General features: G+C 67.7%; 22 protein-coding genes. 13 read left to right on the forward strand and 9 right to left on the reverse strand.

The features are described 5' to 3' along the window. The first annotated feature begins 1 nt into the window (after position 1). Positions 2-658, forward strand: a complete 657-nt coding sequence (locus tag GZ67_RS0118695) for a TetR/AcrR family transcriptional regulator (protein ID WP_029264251.1) — start codon at positions 2-4, stop codon at positions 656-658. A gap of 43 nt (positions 659-701) precedes the next feature. On the opposite strand, the gene GZ67_RS0118700 is transcribed toward GZ67_RS0118695, so the two are convergent. Next, entirely contained in the window at positions 702-1034 is a 333-nt protein-coding gene (locus GZ67_RS0118700; RefSeq protein WP_029264250.1) for a hypothetical protein, read from the reverse strand. 168 nt (positions 1035-1202) lie between these two features. Here GZ67_RS0118700 and GZ67_RS0118705 point away from each other — a divergent pair, with 168 nt between their 5' ends. From GZ67_RS0118705 to GZ67_RS0118735, 7 genes are all read left to right on the forward strand, one after another. Continuing rightward, positions 1203-1898 (forward strand): DUF1684 domain-containing protein, encoded by a 696-nt coding sequence (locus GZ67_RS0118705; RefSeq protein ID WP_051662641.1) that lies wholly within the window; start codon positions 1203-1205, stop codon positions 1896-1898. Positions 1899-1925: 27 nt separating this feature from the next. Next, entirely contained in the window at positions 1926-3419 is a 1494-nt protein-coding gene (locus GZ67_RS0118710; protein ID WP_029264248.1) for an ABC transporter substrate-binding protein, read from the forward strand. Positions 3420-3469: 50 nt separating this feature from the next. Next, positions 3470-4432, forward strand: coding sequence for an ABC transporter permease (locus tag GZ67_RS0118715; protein WP_029264247.1), 963 nt, complete (start codon positions 3470-3472; stop codon positions 4430-4432). Beyond that, positions 4429-5289, forward strand: coding sequence for an ABC transporter permease (locus tag GZ67_RS0118720; RefSeq protein ID WP_036304405.1), 861 nt, complete (start codon positions 4429-4431; stop codon positions 5287-5289). Before GZ67_RS0118715 ends, GZ67_RS0118720 begins: the two co-directional genes overlap by 4 nt. Beyond that, on the forward strand, positions 5286-6083 hold the full coding sequence (locus tag GZ67_RS0118725; protein WP_029264245.1) for an ABC transporter ATP-binding protein: 798 nt from the start codon (positions 5286-5288) through the stop codon (positions 6081-6083). Before GZ67_RS0118720 ends, GZ67_RS0118725 begins: the two co-directional genes overlap by 4 nt. Next, positions 6080-6835, forward strand: coding sequence for an ABC transporter ATP-binding protein (locus tag GZ67_RS0118730; RefSeq protein WP_029264244.1), 756 nt, complete (start codon positions 6080-6082; stop codon positions 6833-6835). Before GZ67_RS0118725 ends, GZ67_RS0118730 begins: the two co-directional genes overlap by 4 nt. Positions 6836-6965: 130 nt before the next feature. Further along, a complete protein-coding gene (locus tag GZ67_RS0118735) occupies positions 6966-7679 on the forward strand; it encodes a DUF3800 domain-containing protein (protein WP_051669370.1) in 714 nt (237 codons plus the stop codon). A 135-nt stretch (positions 7680-7814) separates the two neighbouring features. On the opposite strand, the gene GZ67_RS0118740 is transcribed toward GZ67_RS0118735, so the two are convergent. The 4 genes from GZ67_RS0118740 to GZ67_RS0118755 all read right to left on the reverse strand — a co-directional run bounded on the left by GZ67_RS0118740 (position 7815) and on the right by GZ67_RS0118755 (position 11907). Further along, positions 7815-8216, reverse strand: a complete 402-nt coding sequence (locus GZ67_RS0118740) for a DUF779 domain-containing protein (RefSeq protein ID WP_029264242.1) — start codon at positions 8214-8216, stop codon at positions 7815-7817. A 60-nt stretch (positions 8217-8276) separates the two neighbouring features. Beyond that, positions 8277-9827, reverse strand: a complete 1551-nt coding sequence (exaC, locus tag GZ67_RS0118745) for an acetaldehyde dehydrogenase ExaC (RefSeq protein WP_029264241.1) — start codon at positions 9825-9827, stop codon at positions 8277-8279. A gap of 106 nt (positions 9828-9933) precedes the next feature. Further along, complete coding sequence (locus GZ67_RS0118750; protein WP_029264240.1) at positions 9934-11265, reverse strand: GAF domain-containing protein; 1332 nt, start codon at positions 11263-11265, stop codon at positions 9934-9936. 75 nt (positions 11266-11340) lie between these two features. Next, complete coding sequence (locus tag GZ67_RS0118755) at positions 11341-11907, reverse strand: TetR/AcrR family transcriptional regulator (protein ID WP_029264239.1); 567 nt, start codon at positions 11905-11907, stop codon at positions 11341-11343. Positions 11908-11976: 69 nt separating this feature from the next. On the opposite strand from GZ67_RS0118755, the gene GZ67_RS0118760 reads away from it, so the two are divergent. Genes GZ67_RS0118760 through GZ67_RS0118770 form a run of 3 tightly spaced genes read left to right on the forward strand, consistent with a single transcriptional unit; the run spans position 11977 to position 13319 of the window. Further along, a complete protein-coding gene (locus GZ67_RS0118760) occupies positions 11977-12546 on the forward strand; it encodes a dihydrofolate reductase family protein (RefSeq protein ID WP_029264238.1) in 570 nt (189 codons plus the stop codon). Positions 12547-12592: 46 nt separating this feature from the next. Further along, a complete protein-coding gene (locus tag GZ67_RS20940; RefSeq protein WP_029264237.1) occupies positions 12593-12940 on the forward strand; it encodes a FitA-like ribbon-helix-helix domain-containing protein in 348 nt (115 codons plus the stop codon). Continuing rightward, the gene (locus GZ67_RS0118770) at positions 12927-13319 is read left to right on the forward strand and encodes a type II toxin-antitoxin system VapC family toxin (RefSeq protein ID WP_029264236.1); all 393 of its coding nucleotides are present in this window, start codon (positions 12927-12929) and stop codon (positions 13317-13319) included. Before GZ67_RS20940 ends, GZ67_RS0118770 begins: the two co-directional genes overlap by 14 nt. Positions 13320-13328: 9 nt before the next feature. Here GZ67_RS0118770 and GZ67_RS0118775 read toward each other — a convergent pair whose 3' ends face one another. The 4 genes from GZ67_RS0118775 to GZ67_RS0118790 all read right to left on the reverse strand — a co-directional run bounded on the left by GZ67_RS0118775 (position 13329) and on the right by GZ67_RS0118790 (position 16922). After that, entirely contained in the window at positions 13329-14756 is a 1428-nt protein-coding gene (locus tag GZ67_RS0118775; protein WP_029264235.1) for a CCA tRNA nucleotidyltransferase, read from the reverse strand. A gap of 84 nt (positions 14757-14840) precedes the next feature. Continuing rightward, positions 14841-15086, reverse strand: coding sequence for a hypothetical protein (locus GZ67_RS21075; RefSeq protein ID WP_231481878.1), 246 nt, complete (start codon positions 15084-15086; stop codon positions 14841-14843). Between the two features lie 77 nt (positions 15087-15163). Continuing rightward, positions 15164-15631, reverse strand: a complete 468-nt coding sequence (locus GZ67_RS21080; RefSeq protein WP_231481880.1) for an Abi family protein — start codon at positions 15629-15631, stop codon at positions 15164-15166. 91 nt (positions 15632-15722) lie between these two features. After that, positions 15723-16922, reverse strand: a complete 1200-nt coding sequence (locus GZ67_RS0118790; protein WP_136025798.1) for a hypothetical protein — start codon at positions 16920-16922, stop codon at positions 15723-15725. A 399-nt stretch (positions 16923-17321) separates the two neighbouring features. Here GZ67_RS0118790 and GZ67_RS0118795 point away from each other — a divergent pair, with 399 nt between their 5' ends. Next, positions 17322-19880: a purple acid phosphatase family protein gene (locus GZ67_RS0118795; protein WP_029264232.1), complete on the forward strand. Its 2559-nt coding sequence runs from the start codon at positions 17322-17324 to the stop codon at positions 19878-19880. 140 nt (positions 19881-20020) lie between these two features. Then, positions 20021-20668: a hypothetical protein gene (locus tag GZ67_RS0118800; protein WP_029264231.1), complete on the forward strand. Its 648-nt coding sequence runs from the start codon at positions 20021-20023 to the stop codon at positions 20666-20668. Positions 20669-20718 lie beyond the last annotated feature (50 nt).

The following is a 20718-nucleotide window of genomic DNA, read 5'->3' on the forward strand; positions in this document are numbered from 1 at the left end:
AATGGTTGAGGCCGCTCCCCGCGCCTATCGATCGGAACTGCGCGCCCGCCAGGCGCAGGAGACCCGCTCGCGCATCGTCGCCGCATCCGCCCGCCTGTTCGCGACGCAGGGGTATCAGGCGACCACGATCGCCGCGATCGCCCGCGAGGCGGGGGTGTCCGCCGAGACCGTGAAGACCACGGCCGCGAAGGCCGAGCTGCTGATCGCCGCATTCGAGACCACGTTCTCGGGATCGGAGGGCGCGGATTCCCTCGCCGACACCGAGGTCGCCGCGGGTCTCCTCGAACTTCCCGACGAGGTCTTCCTCGACGTCGTGCTGACCCAGATCACCACTGCGAACGCGCGAGGTCACGGGCTGTGGACGGTGCTGCTCGGCGCCGCGCTCTCCGACCCGGTCGTCGACGCCGCCCTGCACCGCATCCTGGAGCGTCGCGGCGCGGACTACCGCATGTTGGTCTCGGAGCTGCGACGGCGCGGCATCGCCGCCCCCGGCATCGATGAGGCGACGACAGCCGACGCCCTGTCGTTCCTGCTCTCCCCCGAGAGCTACCAGCAGCTCGTCGCGCAGTCCGGGTGGACGACCGACCGCTACGCCGCCTGGCTGCGCGCGGCGGTGGAGGCCGAGATCACCGCGACGAGGCCGTCTCTCGCTGACTAGGGACCGAACCACCACCGGAGATTCCTGCCCTCGCCGATCGTCCCTACAACTGACCCAAGGCGCTGCTCAGGGCGATGTTGGCGACGAGGAACGCGATCAGCGTGAGCACGATGCCACTCGTCGGGATGATCCAGGATCTTCGGATTCGAGATCGGAAGTAGCCGTACGACCCGAGGGCGACGATGAAGACCGCGAGATCCGTCCACCAGAATGCGTGCCTGGCCGCGTCGATTGCCGAGAAGTCGCAGCGGGCCGTGCATCCCGCCGCCTCGACGATCCTCATGAAGACGAACAACGCCGTCACCGCCGAGACGACGGCGTGGATCCACAGGACGTGGTCGCCCGGCAGGGTCCGCGTGCGGCGCTGGTCGTCCATGGGGCTCCTCAGGGTTCCCCGCCAGGGTACGAGACTCTCGTGTCCGGCAGACACCCGTACATGCAGATACCCGTACATGGATATCGCCCGCAGCCGAGCACCCGTGCGCGTTACCCCGAGTGACGGGTCCGGCCCCACCCCGTTCTGCATGCCGGAGAATTGAGAGTGATGTCTGAACGCGAAGAGCACACCCAGTGGCAGGCCGAGCGCCGCGCCTCCGTCACGTCTGCCACCGGCAACCTCGCCCTGGTCGAGACGCGCTGGACCGGCGAGCTCCCCGACCTGGATGCGGCGCAGCGCGCCGCGTCCCCCACCGAGACCGTGACGCCGCTCCAGCGCACGGACATCGAGACCGGCCAGGCGGAACACGGCCTGCGCGTCTGGGATGCCGACGCCCCCGCCATCCGCGCGTTCGACCGCATCGACACGTACGAGTACGACCCGGCGTGGGTGCTCGAGGGCCACTTCACCCCCGTCTCCGGTAACCGCCGGGTCTCATTCGAGCACATCCGCGACAACGGCGGTACCCGCGAGCTCGTCGTCCCCGGCGACATCCGCCTCGAGCTGAACGGCCGCGAGTACGACCTCGCCGCGTTCGACGATGGCGGCACGCTGCTGCTCGTCTTCGGCGACGAGACCAACGGCTCGGAGACCTACGGATCCGGTCGCTTCCTGTTCGTGCAGCTGCGCGACGACGAGGGCTCCGTGACCCTCGACTTCAACCGTGCGTTCGTGCCGCCCTGCGGCTTCAGCGCCCAATACAACTGCCCGCTGCCGCCGGCATCCAACCGCTTCCCCCTGCCTATCCGCGCAGGCGAGAAGAACGTCGTCTTCCGCGACGGCTTCGACATCTATGCGGCCTGAGCCGCACACTCTCACCCTGGAGTAGTCATGAGAAGAACTCGCATCCTCGGCGCGCTCGGCGCCGTCGCCACGCTCGCCCTCGTGGCCGGCTGCGCGTCGGGCACGACCGACGACGCCTCGAGCGAAGACGCCACCATCTTCATCGGCTCGCTGTACGAGCCCACCAACCTGAGCAACACCCAGGGTGGCGGCCAGGGCGTGACCGAGGCACTCACCGGCAACGTCTACGAGGGCCTGTACCGGCTGACGGACGACGGTGAGGTCGAGCCCCTGCTCGCCGAAGACGCCCAGGTGTCCGACGACGGTCTGACCTACACGATCACGCTGCGTGACGACGTGACCTTCCACTCGGGCGACCCGCTCACCTCCGCCGACGTGAAGTCGAGCGTCGAGGCCGTCACGGCCGAGGATTCGGTCTCCGCGCGCAAGTCGAGCTTCGGCGTGATCGCCGACATCGCCACCCCCGACGACACGACCGTCGTGTTCACGCTGTCGCAGCGGTCGATCTCGTTCCTCTACAACCTCAGCTACGTCTGGATCGTGAACGACGAGGCCGGCGACATCACCAGCACCGAAGACGGCACCGGCCCGTACACGCTCGACGAGTGGAAGAAGGGCTCGACCCTCACCCTCGAGCGCTGGGACGACTATTGGGGCGAGCCCGCCAAGAACGGCGAGGTCGTCTACACGTACTTCACCGACGCGACGGCCGAGAACAACGCGCTGCTCACGGGTGAGATCGACGTGATCACCAGCGTGCAGAGCCCCGACTCGCTCGCGCAGTTCGACAACGACGAGTACGTGATCAGCGAGGGCACCTCGACCACGAAGGAGCTGCTCGCGTTCAACGACCGCGTCGCCCCCTTCGACGACGCCCTCGTGCGCAAGGCGATCTACTCCGCGATCGACACGAAGAAGCTGCTCGATTCGATCTGGGGCGACTACGGCACGCTGATCGGCTCGATGGTTCCGCCGACGGACCCCTGGTACGAAGACCTCACCTCGGTGAACCCGTACGACGTGGAGCTCTCGAAGGACCTGCTCGCCCAGGCCGGCTACGCCGACGGCTTCACGTTCACGCTCGACACCCCGAGCTACGACCCGCACCCCGCCGTCGCGGAGTTCCTGCAGTCGCAGCTCGCCGAGGTCGGCATCACGGTCGAGATCAACACGATCAGCGCCGACGAGTGGTACACGAAGGTCTTCAAGGAGCAGGACTTCGAAGCCACCCTCCAGGAGCACGTGAACGACCGCGACGTGGTCTGGTACGGCAACCCCGACTTCTACTGGGGTTACAACGATACCGAGGTGCAGCAGTGGGTCGCCGACGCCGAACAGGCCACCACGACCGACGAGCAGACGGCCCTGCTGAAGCAGGTCAACGAGAAGATCGCCGCGGATGCCGCGAGCGTATGGTTGTACCTGTACCCGCAGATCGTGGTCGCCTCGAGTGACCTCAGCGGGTACCCGGTCAACGGCCTGAACTCGCAGTTCTTCGCCTACGACATCGTCAAGTCCTGACGTGCGAGGGGATGCCGCGCGTCGGCATCCCCTCGTCATCCTGAGAACACATGCTCGCCTACCTGCTGCGCCGCCTCGCGTTCCTCGTGGTGTCGCTCGTCGTCGCCATGGTCGCGATCTTCGTGCTGCTGCGTCTGCTCCCCGGCGACCCGGCCAACGCGCTGCTCTCGGTGAACGCGACCCCCGAGCAGATCGCCGCGGCCCGCGAGCAGGTCGGCTCCGACCAGCCCCTGCTGCAGCAGTTCACGACGTGGGCGGGGCAGCTGCTCCGCTTCGACCTCGGTGAGTCGTTCCTGAGCTCGCGTCCCGTCGGACCCGACATCGCCGACCGCCTCGCCGTGACCATTCCGCTCACGCTCATCGCCTTCACGATCGCCCTGCTGGTCTCCCTCGTGATCGGCATCACCGCGGCCGTGAAGTCCGACCGCTGGTACGGCATCGTGCTCTCGGGGTTCGCGCAGCTCGGTGTTGCCGTCCCGGTGTTCTGGGTCGGCGTCGTGCTCGTCTGGGTGTTCGCGCTCGGACTCGGCGTCCTGCCCTCCGGCGGCTTCCCGCGTGACGACTGGGAGGACCCCGCCGACGCGCTGCGATCGCTCGCCCTGCCGATCACCACGATCGTGATCGTCATGAGCGCATCCCTCAGCAGATATGTGCGCTCGGCCACTCTCGATGTACTCGGCAGCGACTACCTGCGCACCGCTCGCGCCGGAGGCTCCGGAATGGGTGAGGCGCTGCTGCGGCACGGTGTGCGCAACGGCGCGGTGCCGGTCGTCGCGATCCTCGGCATCGAGCTGTCGACGACGCTGCTGGGTGCGGTCGTCGTCGAGAGCGTGTTCACCCTCCCCGGGCTCGGCAGCCTGCTGCTGTCGGCCATCGAGCAGCACGACTTCCAGGTCATCCAGGGCGTCCTCGTCGTCAGCACCCTCTTCGTGCTGCTCGTCGGATTCGCCGCCGACATCGTGCAGCGTTTGATCGACCCGCGCCTGCGCTCGAGCGTCTCGGGGAACCGATGAGCCGCGTCGCCGAACAGCTGATCACCGGATCCGTGCCCGTGCGCCGGCGTCCGAAGGCGACCCTCGTCATCGGGATCGTGCTCACGGGTCTCATCGTGCTGATGGCGCTGGTCTCCCTGTTCTGGCTTCCGTATCCGCTCGCCGACACCAGCGGCGGCCGTCTCGAAGGACCGAGCGGGCTGCACCTGCTCGGAACGGATCGGCTCGGACGCGACCTGCTCTCGCAGTTGATGTGGGGCGCCCGGATCGCCCTCATCGTCGGAACCTGCTCGGTCGCGATCGCGGCTGTCCTCGGCACGATCATCGGCCTCCTCGCCGCCTTCGCCCGGCCGTGGGTCGATGACACACTCTCGGCCGGACTCGACGTGGTGATCGCCTTCCCCGTGCTGCTCCTCGCGATGCTGGTGGTCGCCGTCCAGGGTGCCTCCCTGTGGTCGGCGGTGCTCGCGATCGGGCTCGCGATGTCGGCGGTGGTCGCGCGTCTCACCCGTATCCTCGCGCGTCGCGTGCTGCAGGAGCAGTTCGTCACGGCGGCCCGCACGAGCGGCACGAGCGTGCTGGGCATCGTGTTCCAGCACGTGCTGCCGAACATCGCGCCGACGCTCGCCGTGAGCCTCGCACTGCAGTTCGGCGCTGCCGTGCTCGCGGAGGCGAGCCTGTCGTATCTGGGCCTCGGCGCGCCGCCGCCCAACGCCTCGTGGGGGCGGATGCTGCAGGAGGCGCAGGGCACCGTGCTCACGGCTCCGGTCGGTGCGATCGCTCCCGGTGTCGCGATCATCGCGCTCGTGCTCGGTGTGAACTTCCTCGCCGACGGTCTGCGCGACCTCGCCGATCCGACCCGCAGGAGGAGCCGATGAGCCTTCTCGATGTCACCGGCCTCACAGTCCGCTCCTCGTCCGGGGTGCTCGTGCGCGACGTGTCGTTCTCGCTCGGCGCCGGCGAGCGCCTGGGGCTGATCGGCGAGTCCGGTTCGGGCAAGTCTCTGACCTCGCTGGCAGTCACCGGGCTGCTGCCGGATGCCCTCGTCGCATCGGGTTCCGTGCTGCTCGACGGGCATCAGGTCGTCGACGCTCGGGATGCCGATCTCCGGCCATTGCGCGGACCGGTGGCGCAGATCGTTTTCCAGGAGCCGCTCACCGCTCTCGATCCGCTGATGCGGGTCGGCCGGCAGGTCGCCGAACCGCTGCGCCGCCATCTCGGGCTGCGTGGCGCCGAGCTGCATGCGGCTGTCGCGGCGGCCCTCGACGAGGTCGCACTGTCGGAACCGCGGTTCGCGCGCGCCTACCCGCACGAGCTGTCGGGTGGTCAGCGTCAGCGCGTGGCGATCGCCATCGCCCTCGCCGCCAAACCGCAGCTGCTCATCGCCGACGAGCCGACGACGGCGCTCGACGTCACGGTGCAGGACGGCGTGCTCACGCTCCTCGAGCGGCTGATCGCCGAACGGGGCATGGCACTCCTGTTCATCAGCCACGACCTGGCCGTGGTCTCGCGCATGGTCGATCGCATCGTGGTGCTGCGCGACGGAAGTGTCGTCGAGGCGGGTCCGGTGGCCCAGGTGCTGCAGGAGCCGGCCGAGCCGTACACACGGATGCTGGTCGACAGCGCCCGCGCCCTCGACGCGTACCTCGACGCCGGGGAGGGCACGCGATGACGATCCTCGAACTGCAAGGCGCCGGATTCGCGTACGGCTCCCGCCGGGTGCTGGACGACATCTCGGTGAGCCTCTCCGACGGCGACTCGCTCGGTCTCGTGGGCGAGTCGGGTGCGGGCAAGTCCACGATCCTGCGACTGATGCTTGGCCTCGCCGCTCCGCGCGATGGCCAGGTGCTGTTCGACGGCGCTCCCCTGTCGCTGCGTGACCGCGCGCAGATGCGGCGGTTCCGCGCGAGTGTGCAGCCCGTCTTCCAGGATCCGTACTCGTCGCTCGACCCCCGCCAGCGCATCGACCGGATCATCGGCGAGCCGCTCCGGTCATTGGGCCTGGCATCGGGTGCCGACGCCCAGCGCCGCATCGCCGAGGCGCTCGATTCGGTCGGGCTTCCCGCCGACACCGCGCGCCGGTACCCGCATGAGTTCTCCGGCGGTCAGCGTCAGCGCATCGCGATCGCGCGGGCCGTGGTGTCGCGCCCGCGGGTGCTGCTGGCCGACGAGCCGGTGAGTGCGCTCGACGTCACGACCCGGGTGCAGGTGCTCGAACTGCTCGACCGGCTGCGCCGCGAGAACGGCCTATCGCTCGTGATGGTGTCGCACGACCTCACCGCGATCGCCGCGGCGTGCGACCGCACGGTCGTGCTGCAGAACGGTCGCGTCGTCGAGCAGGGTGCGACGGCGGATGTGCTCCACGATCCCCAGGACCCTTACACGCGGGCGCTCGTCGACGCGGTTCCGCGGCTGCCGCGCTGAGTTCCTCGGGCGAACGCAGGGTGGGGCCGCGGGTTCGGCCTACCCGTATCTGGAATCGTATTCCGGTGTTTCATCCACTGTCTCTCGCTCGACGATTCATCGCCGTGCGTGCCGGGAATACGGTGTCGAAGTGGCCGGGCCGATCTCTCACATGTTCTACGCGGACGACTCCGGAAACCTCGAGGAGGGATGGATCGTCTATGGCTGGGTCGAGCTCGCAGTCGAGCACTGGGATGCAGTGCTCACTCATTGGCTCACGTTTCGGAAGCGACTTGTCGCAGACTACGGAATCCCGACTGCAGAGGAATTGCACCTGACTGCGCTCGTCAACGGACGCGGCCACGTCTCTACGGCGCCGCCCTCTCGTTTCGTCAGGCAAGGGGAGACTCTCTGGAAGCCTCTCGGACGCGAAGTGGCGGTGCGCTGTCTCGAAGCCGTACGGGAGTGTCCGCACATCGAGATCGGAGTGTGCTTCAGAAGGTCCTCTCTGCGGAACAAGAACATCAACCGCGACCGTGAAGCGGTCTACTCGTCTCTCGTCGCTCTTGGGGATTCCCAACTACACAGGTCCCGCGAGTACGGGATAGTCGGAATGGATGGGGACGGCTCGGATCCCATCTACTACAACGCGCACCGGGCGTTGAGCCTTTCCACACGTCGGATCATCGAGGATCCGATGTTCCACAGCTCGCGGCGGTCTCAATGGACTCAGATCGCGGACATCGTGGCCTGGTCGGGGTTTACCCATCTGAACCCGCACGCGGGCAACGAGTTTGCGTGGACCTGGTACGACGACTACCTCAGGGACTTGAATCCGCTCGGGGATCCGATCGAACTGGCCTGACAAGCAGCAAGACCCGCTTATCCACGAGAGTGGGGCGGGCCTGCTTCTACAGTCTACGCAGCTCGAGCGCCCCTCGTCGGCTCGGCCAGCTTGCATTCCGGAACACGTGGCCTCAAGCTGAAGCCCCTCCGCCCCTCAGGTCCCCGACGCCGCCAAGCCGAAGTACGCCAGCTCCGCGTCGTTAAGCATCCGGGAGCGGATCAGGAACCGCATCCCCGTCGGGCCCTCGACCGAGAAGCCGGCACCGCGACCGGGCACGATGTCGATGGTCAGGTGCGTGTACTTCCAGTACTCGAACTGCGACTCCGACATGTAGACCTCGACAGGGGCGTCGAGCTCGACGTCGAGAGACCCCAGCAGCACGTCGCCCGGGCCCGTGATGAACATCCCGACCGGATAACACATAGGTGATGACCCGTCGCAGCATCCGCCGGACTGATGGAACATGAGCGGCCCGTGCTGCGCGGTCAGGTCGCGGACGAGGGATGCCGCGGCGTCTGTCACGTCGACTCTCTGATAGGTGCCGATGCTGACCATGGTTTCCGCCCTTCACGGATGGGTCCGGGCGGACGCCGGAGCGCCCGCCCGGATTAGAGCTCAGAAGAAGCCCATCGGCCCTTCCGCGTAGGAGACGAGGAGGTTCTTCGTCTGCTGGTAGTGGTCGAGCATCATCTTGTGGTTCTCGCGACCCACGCCCGACTGCTTGTATCCGCCGAACGCGGCGTGCGCGGGGTACTGGTGATACGTGTTGGTCCACACGCGTCCGGCCTCGATCGCCCGCCCTGCGCGGTAGGCGGTGTCGCCGCTGCGACTCCAGACTCCCGCGCCGAGCCCGTAGAGGGTGTCGTTGGCGATCGAGATCGCGTCGTCGAAACCGTCGAACGAGGTGACCGACAGCACGGGGCCGAAGATCTCCTCCTGGAAGATGCGCATGTCGTTCGTGCCCTCGAACACGGTCGGAGCGACGTAGAAGCCCTCGCTCAGATCGCCGCCGAGGTCGACCCGATCGCCGCCAGCAAGCAGCCGCGCCCCGCCCTGCTTGCCGATGTCGATGTAGCTGAGGATCTTCTCCAGCTGGTCGTTCGACGCCTGCGCGCCGATCATGGTCGCCGGGTCGAGCGGGTTTCCCTGCACGACCTTGCCGACTCGCTCCAGCCCGTCGGCGAGGAAGCCGTCGTAGATCGACCGCTGGATCAGTGCGCGCGAGGGGCAGGTGCAGACCTCGCCCTGGTTCAGAGCGAACATCGTGAAGCCCTCGAGCGCCTTGTCGTAGAACGGGTCGCTGGTCGAGCGGGCGACATCCTCGAAGAACACGTTCGGGCTCTTGCCTCCGAGCTCCAGCGTCACCGGGATCAGGTTCTGCGAGGCGTACTGCATGATGAGACGGCCGGTCGTGGTCTCTCCTGTGAAGGCCACCTTGCGGATGCGCTTGTGCTGCGCGAGCGGAGCGCCCGCCTCGATGCCGAACCCGTTGACGATGTTCACGACGCCGGCGGGCAGCAGGTCGCCGATGATGTCGAACAGGAAGAGCAGGGACGCCGGTGTCTGCTCGGCTGGCTTGATCACGACGCAGTTGCCTGCGGCGAGCGCCGGCGCCAGCTTCCACACCGCCATCAGGATCGGGAAGTTCCACGGGATGATCTGACCGACCACCCCGAGCGGCTCGTGGAAGTGGTACGCCACGGTGTTCTCGTCCAGCTGGCTGATGCCGCCCTCCTGTGCACGGAGCACCCCGGCGAAGTAGCGGAAGTGGTCGACGGCGAGCGGGATGTCCGCGGCGAGGGTCTCGCGAACCGGCTTGCCGTTCTCCCAGGTCTCGGCGACCGCGATCTCTTCGAGATGCTGCTCGATCCGATCGGCGATGCGGTTGAGGATCACCGATCGCTCGGCCGGGCTCGTCTTGCCCCAGCTCGCGAAGGCCTTCCAGGCGACGTCGACGGCCCGGTCGATGTCGTCTGCGGTGCCCCGGCCGACCTCGGTGAAGGGCTTGCCGTTGACGGGGCTGATGTTCTCGAAGTATTGGCCCTTCACGGGGGCGACGAACTCGCCGCCGATGTAGTGGCCGTACTGCGGGCGATAGTTCGCGACGGCACCCGGCTGCCCGGGAGCGGCGTAGGCGAGGGATACGTCTTCTTCGACGATGCTCATGGGGGTCTCCTTCGACGGAGCCGCGCTTCGGTTCGCGGCTGTGCTCCGACGGTAGGTCGCGTGAGGTTGCACCCCGATGCGCAACGTTGCAATATATTGCGAGGCCTCAGTCCGCGGCGAGGCGCTCGATGCGTGCGACCACTCCCGCGCGCTTCGGCGATCGCGCCGGAAGCATCTCCAGGGCGAGGCGCAGCGCCTCGGCATCCCCCTGCCCCTCCGGGATCTCGGCGTAGGCGAGCAGCACGTCGAGGCTGGCCTCCGACAGCATGGCCTCGTGCAGCGCCGCGCGCACCGATTCGCGGAAGTCCTCGACGCCGGGCGACGTCGACTCGGGCAGCACGGGTCCGCGATAGGCGGTGAGCGCCACGCGGTGCGCGCCGCGGTCGAGCAGGGAGAGCACATCGTGCGCATCCGTGTCGAGGGCGACGGGCAGCCGGTACGGACGTGACTCCGGAACCAGGTCGGGGGCCGTACGCTCGAGCACCTTTCGCAGACGAACCATCTCGGGCCGCAGCGTGTCGGGTGAGACGCCGGAGCCGTAGACGAGTTCGCACAGCCGCTCGGCGGAGAGACCCTGACGGTGCACGGCGAGCATCAGCAGAATGGCGGCGTGCCTGGCGCTGAGCTCGATCATCGATTCGTCGTGCGCCGACTCCGTCTCCAGCCGCGCGCGGTCCCGTCCGAGCACATGCAGCGTCGCCCGGGCGGTCACGGGGGTGCGCGGCTTCGAGGTCGTCGGCCTGTTCCGGGGGGCCTCGCTCCGTTCCCGCAGCCGCGCGACCATCAGCTCCGATTCCACGGCACGGGCGGTCGCATCGACCAGCAGCCGCGCCTGCGGCGAGACGACATCCGGGCCGCCGGTGATGTCGATCACACCCAGCACCCGCTTCGTCTCCGGGTCGCGCACCGGTGCGGCCGTGCACGACCACGGATGCACGAGTCGGTTGTAGTGCTCGGCGCCGCGGATCTGCACGGACTGGCCGAGAGCGAGAGCGGTACCGGGCGCGCTCGTGCCGACGGCATCCTCCGACCAGTTCGCGCCGGCGACGAAACCCATGTCGTCGGTGAGTGTACGCAGCTGGTCGTCGCCCTCGATCCACAGCAGGCGCCCGGCCTGATCGCCCACCGCGATGATCACGCCGGTGTCCTCGGTCTCGCCGGGCAGAAGCAATGCGCGGATCATGTCCATGGCCGACGCCAGCGGATGCGCGAGACGGTACTCGTCGAGCTCATCGCTGACGAGTTCGAGCGGCGGAGCGGCCTCGGGCCCGACCCTTCGCCGCCACGACCGCTCCCACGACTCGCGCACGAGGGGCCGCACCGCCTGCAGCCTTCGGTCTTCGAGGTTGCCGGCCAGCAGTTCCTCGTGCGCACGCTCGACGATCAGTCGCGATGTCGCCGGAAGCGACTCGCGGGATACCTGCCACGGCGCAGACACAGCGGTCTCCGATCGTCGAAGATGTGCGTTGACTCAGTGTATGAGCAGCACGCCCACGAGGGAACACCCGCCGTGTCAGCGGATGAGCCCCGCGACCAGGTCGTCGATCACGTCGTCGGTGGACGTCTCCGGATCGATCGGCGTGGTCAGCCTGTCGAGCAGCAGCCCATCGATGGCGTAGTGGAACAGGGCGATCTCGCGGCGTCCGCCGGGGAGGCCGGCCGCGGCGTTGAACGCGACGTCGCCGTCGAAGCCGGCCCGCTGCCAGGCGCCGAGGACCGCGGCGACCTCGGGCCGCCGCCCGCCCTCGAGCCTCAGCTCGAACAGGGCGAGCGTCACGTCCCGATCCTCGGTCAGCCGTCGCACGATGTCGCGGATGTAGTCGGCGAACAGCGCGGGACCGGGCTCGGCCGTCGCGCGTCGCTCCAGATCTTCGGGCGTGGGTGCGAGGCGCTCCCCGATCCGCTCGACGAGTCCCTCGATCAGGGCATCGCGGCTGCGGAAGTAGTTCGAGGTCGTGCCGGTCGGGACCTGGGCGACGACGTCGACCGCGCGGTGCGTGAGCCCGCGCGAGCCCTCTCGGGCGAGCACCGCGAGTCCGGCATCCGCGATCGTCCGTCGCCGGGAGTCGTTCTTCGCCATGACATGAGACTAGCGCAATCACTACGTCTGTTGTACTGTAACTGCTACATCTGTAGTGATTGGATCATCATGCGCGAACTCGTGTACTACGCCGCCGTCACCCTCGACGGCTACATCGCCGGGCCGAACGGTGAATTCGACGCCTTCCTCATCGAGGGAGACCACATGGACGGGATCAACGACCGCTTCGCCGACACGCTCCCCACCGTCGCGGCCGAAGCCCTCGGCATCGCCCAGACGCGCGAGGTCTTCGACACGGTGCTGATGGGCTGGAACACCTATCAAGTGGGCGGCCTGCCCAGCCCGTACTCGCACCTCCGCCAGATCGTGTTCAGCCGCACGAAGACCGCGGAGGCCGAGAACCTGGAGGTCACGGCCGAGGATCCGGTCGAGGTGGTGCGGCGGCTGAAGCAGGAGGACGGCGCCGACATCTGGCTCTGCGGAGGCGGCGCTCTCGCCGCATCGCTCGCTGACGAGATCGACCGGCTCGTGCTGAAGCGGCAGCCCCTGCTCTTCGGATCGGGCATCCCGCTGTTCGGCGAGCGCCCGTATCGCCCCGAACGCTTCGACATCGTCGAGACGGTCGCCTACGAAAGCGGCGTCGTCTTCACCGAGCTGAAGCGTCGTCGCGAGGGGTGACGCTGCCGCGGACCGGGTGCTAGCATTATGCTGTCAGGAGGCAGACATGGCAACCGTGACCATCCGCAATCTCAGCGATGACGTCGTCGTCGCGCTCAAGGAACGTGCCCGGCGGAACTCCCGCTCGATGGAGGCCGAGGTGCGAGATGTGCTGACGCGCTTGGCGCAGGGAGACGAGAGCGGACTCGAGGCGCAACTCCAGCAGCGGGTGCCTCGGCCACGACGGTGGTCGGTCCCCTCGAGCGAGGTGATGGCGAGGGTCGATGCGAACCCGTCGGCTCCGGAACAGGACAAGATGCGGGAGGAATGGCTGGCCGAACTGGAGGCCGACGGCAAGAACCCGTTCTTCCTCGACTCCTTCAGAGATCCGTGGGAGAGCCGTGATCCTTCTTGACACGAACGTCCTCATCCGGCTCGATGCCGTCCGATTGCCGCCGACTGACGTGGCGCTCAGTGCAATCGCGTACTCCGAGCTGCAACTCGGAGTCGAGCGGGCGACAGATCCGGTTCTCCGTCGCCGTCGACGCAACGAACTGATGCGGTTGTCGGCACTGCTCGAAGCCGACTGGCTTCCGTTCGATCAAGCCGCCGCCGATGGCTACGCGCGCCTCGCGTCACGGGTGATCCTGAACCGTCCCGCCCACGCCCGAAGTAAGGACATCATGCTGGCCGGTCACGCCTACGCGCTCGGCGCCGCTGTCCTCACGTTCAACCCGAAGGACTTCGAACTCGTGTCCGACGAAGTCGAGATCATCGTCCCCGAACTGCGCTGACGCCAGAAATCAGCCCCGCGCGGCCCACCACTCGCGCAGCCGCTGCTCGACGACATCGGGACCCAGCACGCCCTCGTCCAACCGCAGATCGAGCAGGAACCGGTACGCCTCGCCCACCTCACGGCCGGGAGCGATACCGAGCACCTGCTGGATGCGGTTGCCGTCGATCTCCGGACGGATGGAGTCGAGCTCCTCCTGCTCGCGCAGCGCTGCGATGCGCGACTCGATGTCGTCGTACGCGCTGGCGAGGCGACCGGCCTTGCGCTTGTTGCGCGTGGTCACATCGGCACGGGTGAGGATGTGCAGGCGCTCCAGCAGGTCACCCGCGTCGCGCACGTAACGCCGCACCGCGGCATCCGTCCAGGTGCCCTCGGCGTAGCCGAAGAAGCGCAGATGCAGCTCGATCAGTGTGGCGACGGCATCGGTCGTGTCGGTGTCGAACCGCAGGGACTGCAGGCGCTTGCGAGCCATGCGCGAGCCGACGACGTCGTGGTGGTGGAAGGTCACCACTCCCCCGGGTTCGAGCTTGCGGGTTCGCGGCTTGCCGATGTCGTGCAGCAGCGCGGCGAGGCGTAGCGGCACATCGGGGGCGGCGCCCGGATGCCGGGAGTGCTCGAGCTCGATCGCCTGGCTGAGCACGGTGAGGGAGTGCTCGTAGACGTCTTTGTGGTGGTGGTGCTCGTCGACCTCGAGGCGCAGTTCGGTGACCTCGGGGAGGAACTCGTCGATCAGGCCGGTGTCGACCAGCACCCGGATGCCGCGCACCGGATCGTCGGTCTGCATGAGGCGCACGAGTTCGGACTGGATGCGCTCCGGGCTCACGATCTTGAGGGTCTCGCGCAGTTCGGCGATCGCTTCGGCCGTGGCCTCCTCGACGCGGAACCCGAGCTGGGCGCTGAAGCGGGCCGCACGCAGCATCCGCAGCGGGTCGTCGCCGAACGAGATCCGCGGGTCGGCCGGGGTGCGCAGGATGCCGGCGATGAGGTCCTCCACGCCACCGGTCGGGTCGACCAGCTTCACGGCGGGCACCTGCAGCGCCATGGAGTTGACGGTGAAGTCGCGGCGCACGAGGTCGCCGTCGATCGTGTCGCCGAACTCGACCGTGGGCTTGCGGGTCACGCCGTCATAGCTGTCGGCGCGATAGGTCGTGATCTCGACCTGCTCGCCCTGCACGCGCGCACCGATCGTGCCGAATGCGCGACCGATGTCCCACTGCGCGGTCGAGATCGGCGTGACGATGGCCAGGATGTCGTCAGGCGCGGCGTTCGTCGTGAAGTCGAGGTCGTGCGTCGCCCGACCCAGCAGCGCATCGCGCACCGGACCACCGACCACGGCCAGGTCGAAACCGGCATCCGCGAACGCCGTCGCGAGGGTGCGGACGACCGGGTTCTCGGCGAGCGCACCGAGACGGGCGAGGCCGTCAGCCATGTTGAGCATGGTTTCCAGCGTACCGGGGCGGGCCGGTGGGGCTTCGGCAGGTACCGCCCACACCGTTCACCTCCCGGTCGCCCGAGAGGTTCCTCAGTCAGCAGCCAACGCAGGCGGATTCCACAAATCCATGGCAGTCCAGTTCGGAGGAAAGCCCATGCTGTCGATACCAAGGTGCGCAACGCTGGGAAAGGTGGCGACGAGCCCCCTCAGGCGCTCGATCCACTCCGCGTGTCCGGAGATGCTGCGAAGCAGATAGGCCATCACAGCCAAAGCGTTGTATAAGCCGAAGTCCTTTGTCGGAGTGCTGAGTTCATGAAGGTGCGCGAGTTCCGGCACACTGTTGTTCTTGGGACGGGTGGGGGCGACGACGAGTCTCCTGTTGAACAGCCGAGCCTGATGAGCCGCGACATTTCTCACGTAGTTGGTACTTGCGATCCAACTCGCGAGCTCGTCTTCTTACCGCTCACAGGATCGGCGCGAGGCTCGACGAATGATGTCGTGAACGTTCGTTGATCGAGGTGTGCGAAGGCTGACCGCTGACCCAGGATGTAGCCGATTTGGGTGCGAAGCGAGACTTCTATGCGTTCCACGGCTTCGAGGACGTGGAGTCGCAGCGCGCGATCGAACTGGATGAGCGCCGAAGCATGTTCGATTCGCGTGCCATGCCGGTAGTTGCTGAGCACGCGTATAGACCGACGTCCTGACTCCTCTACGACGCTTAGGGACTCACGAGACGGGTAGAGGTACCCGGTGAGACGGTAGTACCCGACTTCTTCAAGCAGAAGTAGTGCGTTCTCCTCGTCGTCCACGATCAGTCCCCTACCGCGCAGCTGCGCGACCTGATCTTCGATCGACAGCCATGGTTTGGTGTACTCGACCACACGTCCCCCAAAAGAAAATCAGCCCGAGCCGTGAGGCGAGCGGGCTGATCGTGATGTCACCACTCTACCAGCGCCCGCGCAGGATCACCCCTCACGACAAGGAGAACCAGCCCAGAGCCGCACCGTATATCGGAAGCAGCGCAAGCCCCGCGAGCTCAAGCACCGCCACAGTCGATGAGACGACCCACCCGGCGATGATCAAGCCACGGCGGGCATCCGCTTCAAGGCGCCGTTGCCACGTGGCGGCGATCGCCAAGACGAATGCAAGAGGGGGCAGCGGGCTCACACAGATCGCTATCCCTGCCAAAGCCCGCCACACCCGGGGTTCGGCCTTCGGTTCCTGTTGCTGCAAACGGGCGATCTGCGACTCGAGATTCTGTCGTGCCACGGAGAACAGAGGCGACGTGACCCGCCCTCGGCCACGTGGGATGAGAAGAACAGCTACGACCATTGCCGCGGGCAAGGGCAGAGCAAGTCCATAGCCGAGTCCTTGCAGGTAGACGACGGTGTCGTCCTCGCCTTCGACTCGCATCGCTGTCGTCGCTGCCTCCATGGCGACGACGACGGTGACCACCGCCGGAGGAACGAGGATCACCACCGCGTCGAGGATCTTCGACTGCAGCAGCAACGGGAGCACCTGAACGGCGGTTCCCACAGCGAAGAGCGTGAGCACGAGCGCGAAGATCACAAAGACGCCCGTGAGGCCGCCGTCGTGAAACACCTGGTGGACACCCACACCTGCGACGCCGATGAGCACCAGGCCGAAGATCGCACCCTGCACCCACAGCGACGTCTTCGGGTGAGGATCGATCCGTCCAACGATGCGTCTGAGGGCCGCTTCCATCTGCCTAACTGCCCGCGCGGCGCGCTCCTTCCCCAGATCGAGGCGCACTGCCTCGGCGTCGGCCTGTACCGCTGCATCAGCCGCGATGAGCATGGTGAGTGTCGCGCCGATCGGCACGCTGAACACCTCGACCACGTTGACAGTCGGCGACGGCAGATTCTCTGCGCAGGCACCGGTGAAAGCCGAGAGCGCGACGTACGAGGAGGCCAGCGCCACGAAGAAGGCAACGTGGCCCCAGAACTGGCGGTGTGCGACGGCATCGTCAAGCCCGTGGTTTTCCGGATCGCGCGGCATCCGGAGCAACAGTTGCAATGCGATGGAAGCGGGCAGAAGCAGGATGAGGGCGCTGCCTCCCTGCTCGACGGACAGGGCTGCGGGCGCGAGGACTGCGGTGGCTGGTCCGTCGCCAGCACTGGATACTAACAGCGATGCCAGCAGCGCCTGCATGCCCACCAGAGGCAGGGCGATGGCAGCGACTGCCCCCACAGCTCGCCGGAGCGCACGCGCGTATCGTGTCTCGGCGAGCAGGACAGCGTCACTTTCGACGGCATCTTCAGACGCGGGGGTGGCACGAGGGGGGATTGTGGCCCTCCATAGAGCTCTCCACGCTTGAGCGAGATCGGATTTGGTCATGGGGCTCCCTCCAGCAGCCCGCCCAGTGGCACGCTAGCGATTACCCCCTCGGCCGAACCTCGGACCCTCCGGTTTCGCCAGGCAGCATTCCGATACTCGACGCACCGTTCACCTCCCGGTCGCCCGAGGGCCAGCCTCCCGTCACCCGACACCGATGGGGTGGAGGGGCCCCGTGCGGCTGAGCACGGAAACCCACCCCCATGAAGGACGGACATGACCTCCCCCACCCCTGCGGTGCGCTGGCGGCGTCACGGACTGACGTCCGTCGCGCTCCTCGCGCTGCTCGGCGGCGCTGTCGTCGCCCCCGCGGCCCTCGCCGCCCCCGAGTCCGAGGTGCCGACCGGCTCGCTGGTCACCGGCGACACCGCCTGGCACTACCTCGACGACGGATCCGACCCGTCGCCCGCACCGGCCGCGCTCCGTGACTGGACGCTCCCGGCGTTCGACGACGGCAGCTGGAAGACGGCCGCGGGCTCGTTCGGCGCGAAGAACGGCAAGCTCGGATCGGTGGGCCCGCAGACGCCGAAGACGCTCCTGAACCACTACCTCGACGGCGTGAAGGCGCCGACCGTGCCGACGTACTTCTTCCGCACGACGTTCGAGCTCGAGGCGGGAGTCGCCGAGCAGGTCGCGGCGCTGCAGAGCACGATCACCTACGACGACGCCGTGATCGTGTGGATCAACGGTGAAGAGGTCGCCCGCTACGTCGACGGCCGCATCACCGACACGAAGAACGTCGAGTACGCCGGCGACTCCAACGGCGACCCGCTGACGACCACGTTCAGCGCCGAGGGCGACCTGCTGCATGACGGCACCAACACGATCGCCGTTTCGCTGTTCCAGGACCGCGAGACCAGCTCCGACATCTACTTCGACATGTCGTCGCTGACCCTGGTGAAGGCATCCGACCCCGGTACGCCCGTGATCGCGCCGCCGACCCGCGTCATCCTGACCCCGACCGAGCAGCCGGCCATCTCCCAGGCGTTCTCGTGGCTCGCGGGCGACGCGTCGCACACGGTCGGACAGGTCGAGATCGCACCGGTCGCGGGTGGCGACGTCCGCACCGTCGACGCCTACGACGCCGGCGTGGTCAACGGCAACCCGAACAAGCACTTCTCGGCGACCGTCACCGGCCTCACCGCCGCGACCGAGTACCGCTACCGCGTCGGCCTGCCCGGCAGCTGGAGCGACTGGTACGAGTTCCGCACCGCAGACCCGTCTGCGACCGACTTCCAGTTCATCTACTACGGCGACGCCCAGATCGGACTCGACACCACGTGGCCGAGCGTCGTGAAGCAGGCGGAGGCCAACGCTCCGCGCTCGATCGGCTCCGTGCACGCGGGCGACCTGATCAACAAGTCCAGCAACGAGGACGAATGGGTCAACTGGTTCAAGGGCATGAAGGACTCGGCCGTGCGCACCAACGTGATGGCCGCCCCCGGCAACCACGAGTACTCGGGCGACAAGCTGCTCACCGCGTGGAAGGCCGCTTTCGAGTACCCGCACAACAACCCGTCGATGAGCTCCATCGGCGAACTGGCCGATCTCGCCAAGGGTGACACCGAGGTCGCGGCCCAGTACCGCGCTCTCTTCGAGCACTGGAGCGCCTTCGCCGCCGAGACCGCGTACTACACCGACTACCAGGGCGTGCGCTTCATCACGCTCAACGCGACGCGCGACGCGACCTTCCTCACCCCGCCGGCGCTGCCGTCGTGCACGGGTGCCGACTGCCCGATCGCCCAGGGCGAGGAGCTGTGGATCCGCTTCCAGGGCGCCTGGCTCGACCTGCTGCTGCAGAACAGCCCGTCGAAGTGGAACGTCGTCACCTTCCACCAGCCGGTCTTCTCGGCATCCGAGGGTCGCGACGAGCCGAAGCTCCGCGCCGACTGGGTCCCCGTGTTCCAGCGCAACGACATCGACCTGGTGCTCATGGGCCACGACCACACCTACGCCCGCGGCTACGTGAACACCGATGCGACCGAGACGCCCGGCATCACCACCGGCCCGGTCTACGTCGTGTCGAACTCCGGCGCGAAGCACTACGAGCTCGAGACGCCGGAGAAGAACGTCTGGACCAACAACGGCGCCACCCAGGTGCTGCGCGGCCAGGGCGTCACCACCTACCAGGTGATCGACGTCTCGAAGAATCAGCTCGTCTACCGCTCGTACCTGGCGGAGAAGCAGCCGGATGCCACCACCGACCTCCCCGTCGAAGCCGTGTACGACACGTTCACGGTGACGAAGTCGGATGCCGGCGAGAAGTGGGTCACCGAGAAGGGCGTCACGCCTCCGGTCACGCCGGAGCCCGAGGTTCCCGCCGAGATCGAGCTGGGCGCGGCATCGGTCACGGCCGGCAGCACTCTCGCGGTCTCGGGCAGCGGCTTCGCGGAAGGAGCCGAGCTGCGACTCGAGCTGCGCTCCGACCCGGTGCAGCTGGGCACGGTGACCGCCGGTGCGGACGGCTCGTTCCAGCGCACGGTGACGATCCCGGCCAACACCCCGGCCGGGGCGCACACGCTCGCCGCGATCCTGCCCGACGGCACCGAGGTCACGGCCTCGGTCACCGTCACCGCGGTGTCCGGCGGCGGAGCGGTCACGCCAGGTGACGGCTCGGGCGGTTCGAGTGGCGCGGACGGCGACCTCGCCACCACGGGTGCCGACAGCGTCCCGTACATCGTCGCAGCGGTCGTGCTCCTCGCGGCGGGCCTCGGCCTGTTCGCGATGCGCCGCCGTCGGCAGCACGCCACGGTCGAGGTGACCGAGGCCGAGTAGTCCGCAGCATCCACGGGCGCCGTCGGGGTTTCGACCTCGGCGGCGCCCTTTTACCGCGCACAGATCTCCCATCGGTAACGATGCAGATTGCGCTCGCTGCGCGTCAGACCCCTCCCCCGCGCTCACCCTAGGCTCGTGCCATGCACCGTCGCTCCCGCCTCGTCCTCGCTTCCGCTGCCGCCGTGCTGCTGGGATTCTCGCTCACCGCCTGCACCCCCGCGAGCACGGACGGATCAGCCTCCCCGTCACCGACGTCATCGCCCGCCGATTCTCCTTCCGCCACCCCCACGCCGGCTGACCGCATCGTCGAGATCTCCGTCGACGGGCTTTCGGTCGACAGCGGACCCGTGATCGCGTACGACGACTCGGAGGGTGCTGTCGCCGCCCTCACCGATGCATTCGGATCGGCACCGATCGAAGGTCCGGTCGAGGGTCCCTATGGCAGCGTGTACGCCGGGTTCGATTGGGAAGGAACGAAAGCGACGGTCCGAGAGCCGCGTATCGATCTCGTCGTGTCGGCGGATGCCCCCGGCGTCACGTTCCGCACCCCGGAGGGCATCGGCATCGGTTCGACGCGCGCCGAGGCGATTGCCGCGGGAGCCGTGGACGGGTGGGATGAGGACGGCGACGGCACCGCCGACTATCTCAGTATCGGCGTCCGAGAGGTTCCCGGCACGTCGTCCCTCGTGAATCCCGGTGAGGTCGGTGTGGAGTACATCGACCTGAAGATCACCGACGACGCCGTCTCACGCCTCAGCACTGGCGGCAACGACTTCAGCGACATCTGATTCGAGTCCACGGGTCAGGGCTGGCGAGCAGCCGACGACCTAGGTCACCA

The organism is Microbacterium sp. Cr-K20 (genome assembly GCF_000708325.1).
Classification (GTDB): Bacteria; Actinomycetota; Actinomycetes; order Actinomycetales; family Microbacteriaceae; genus Microbacterium.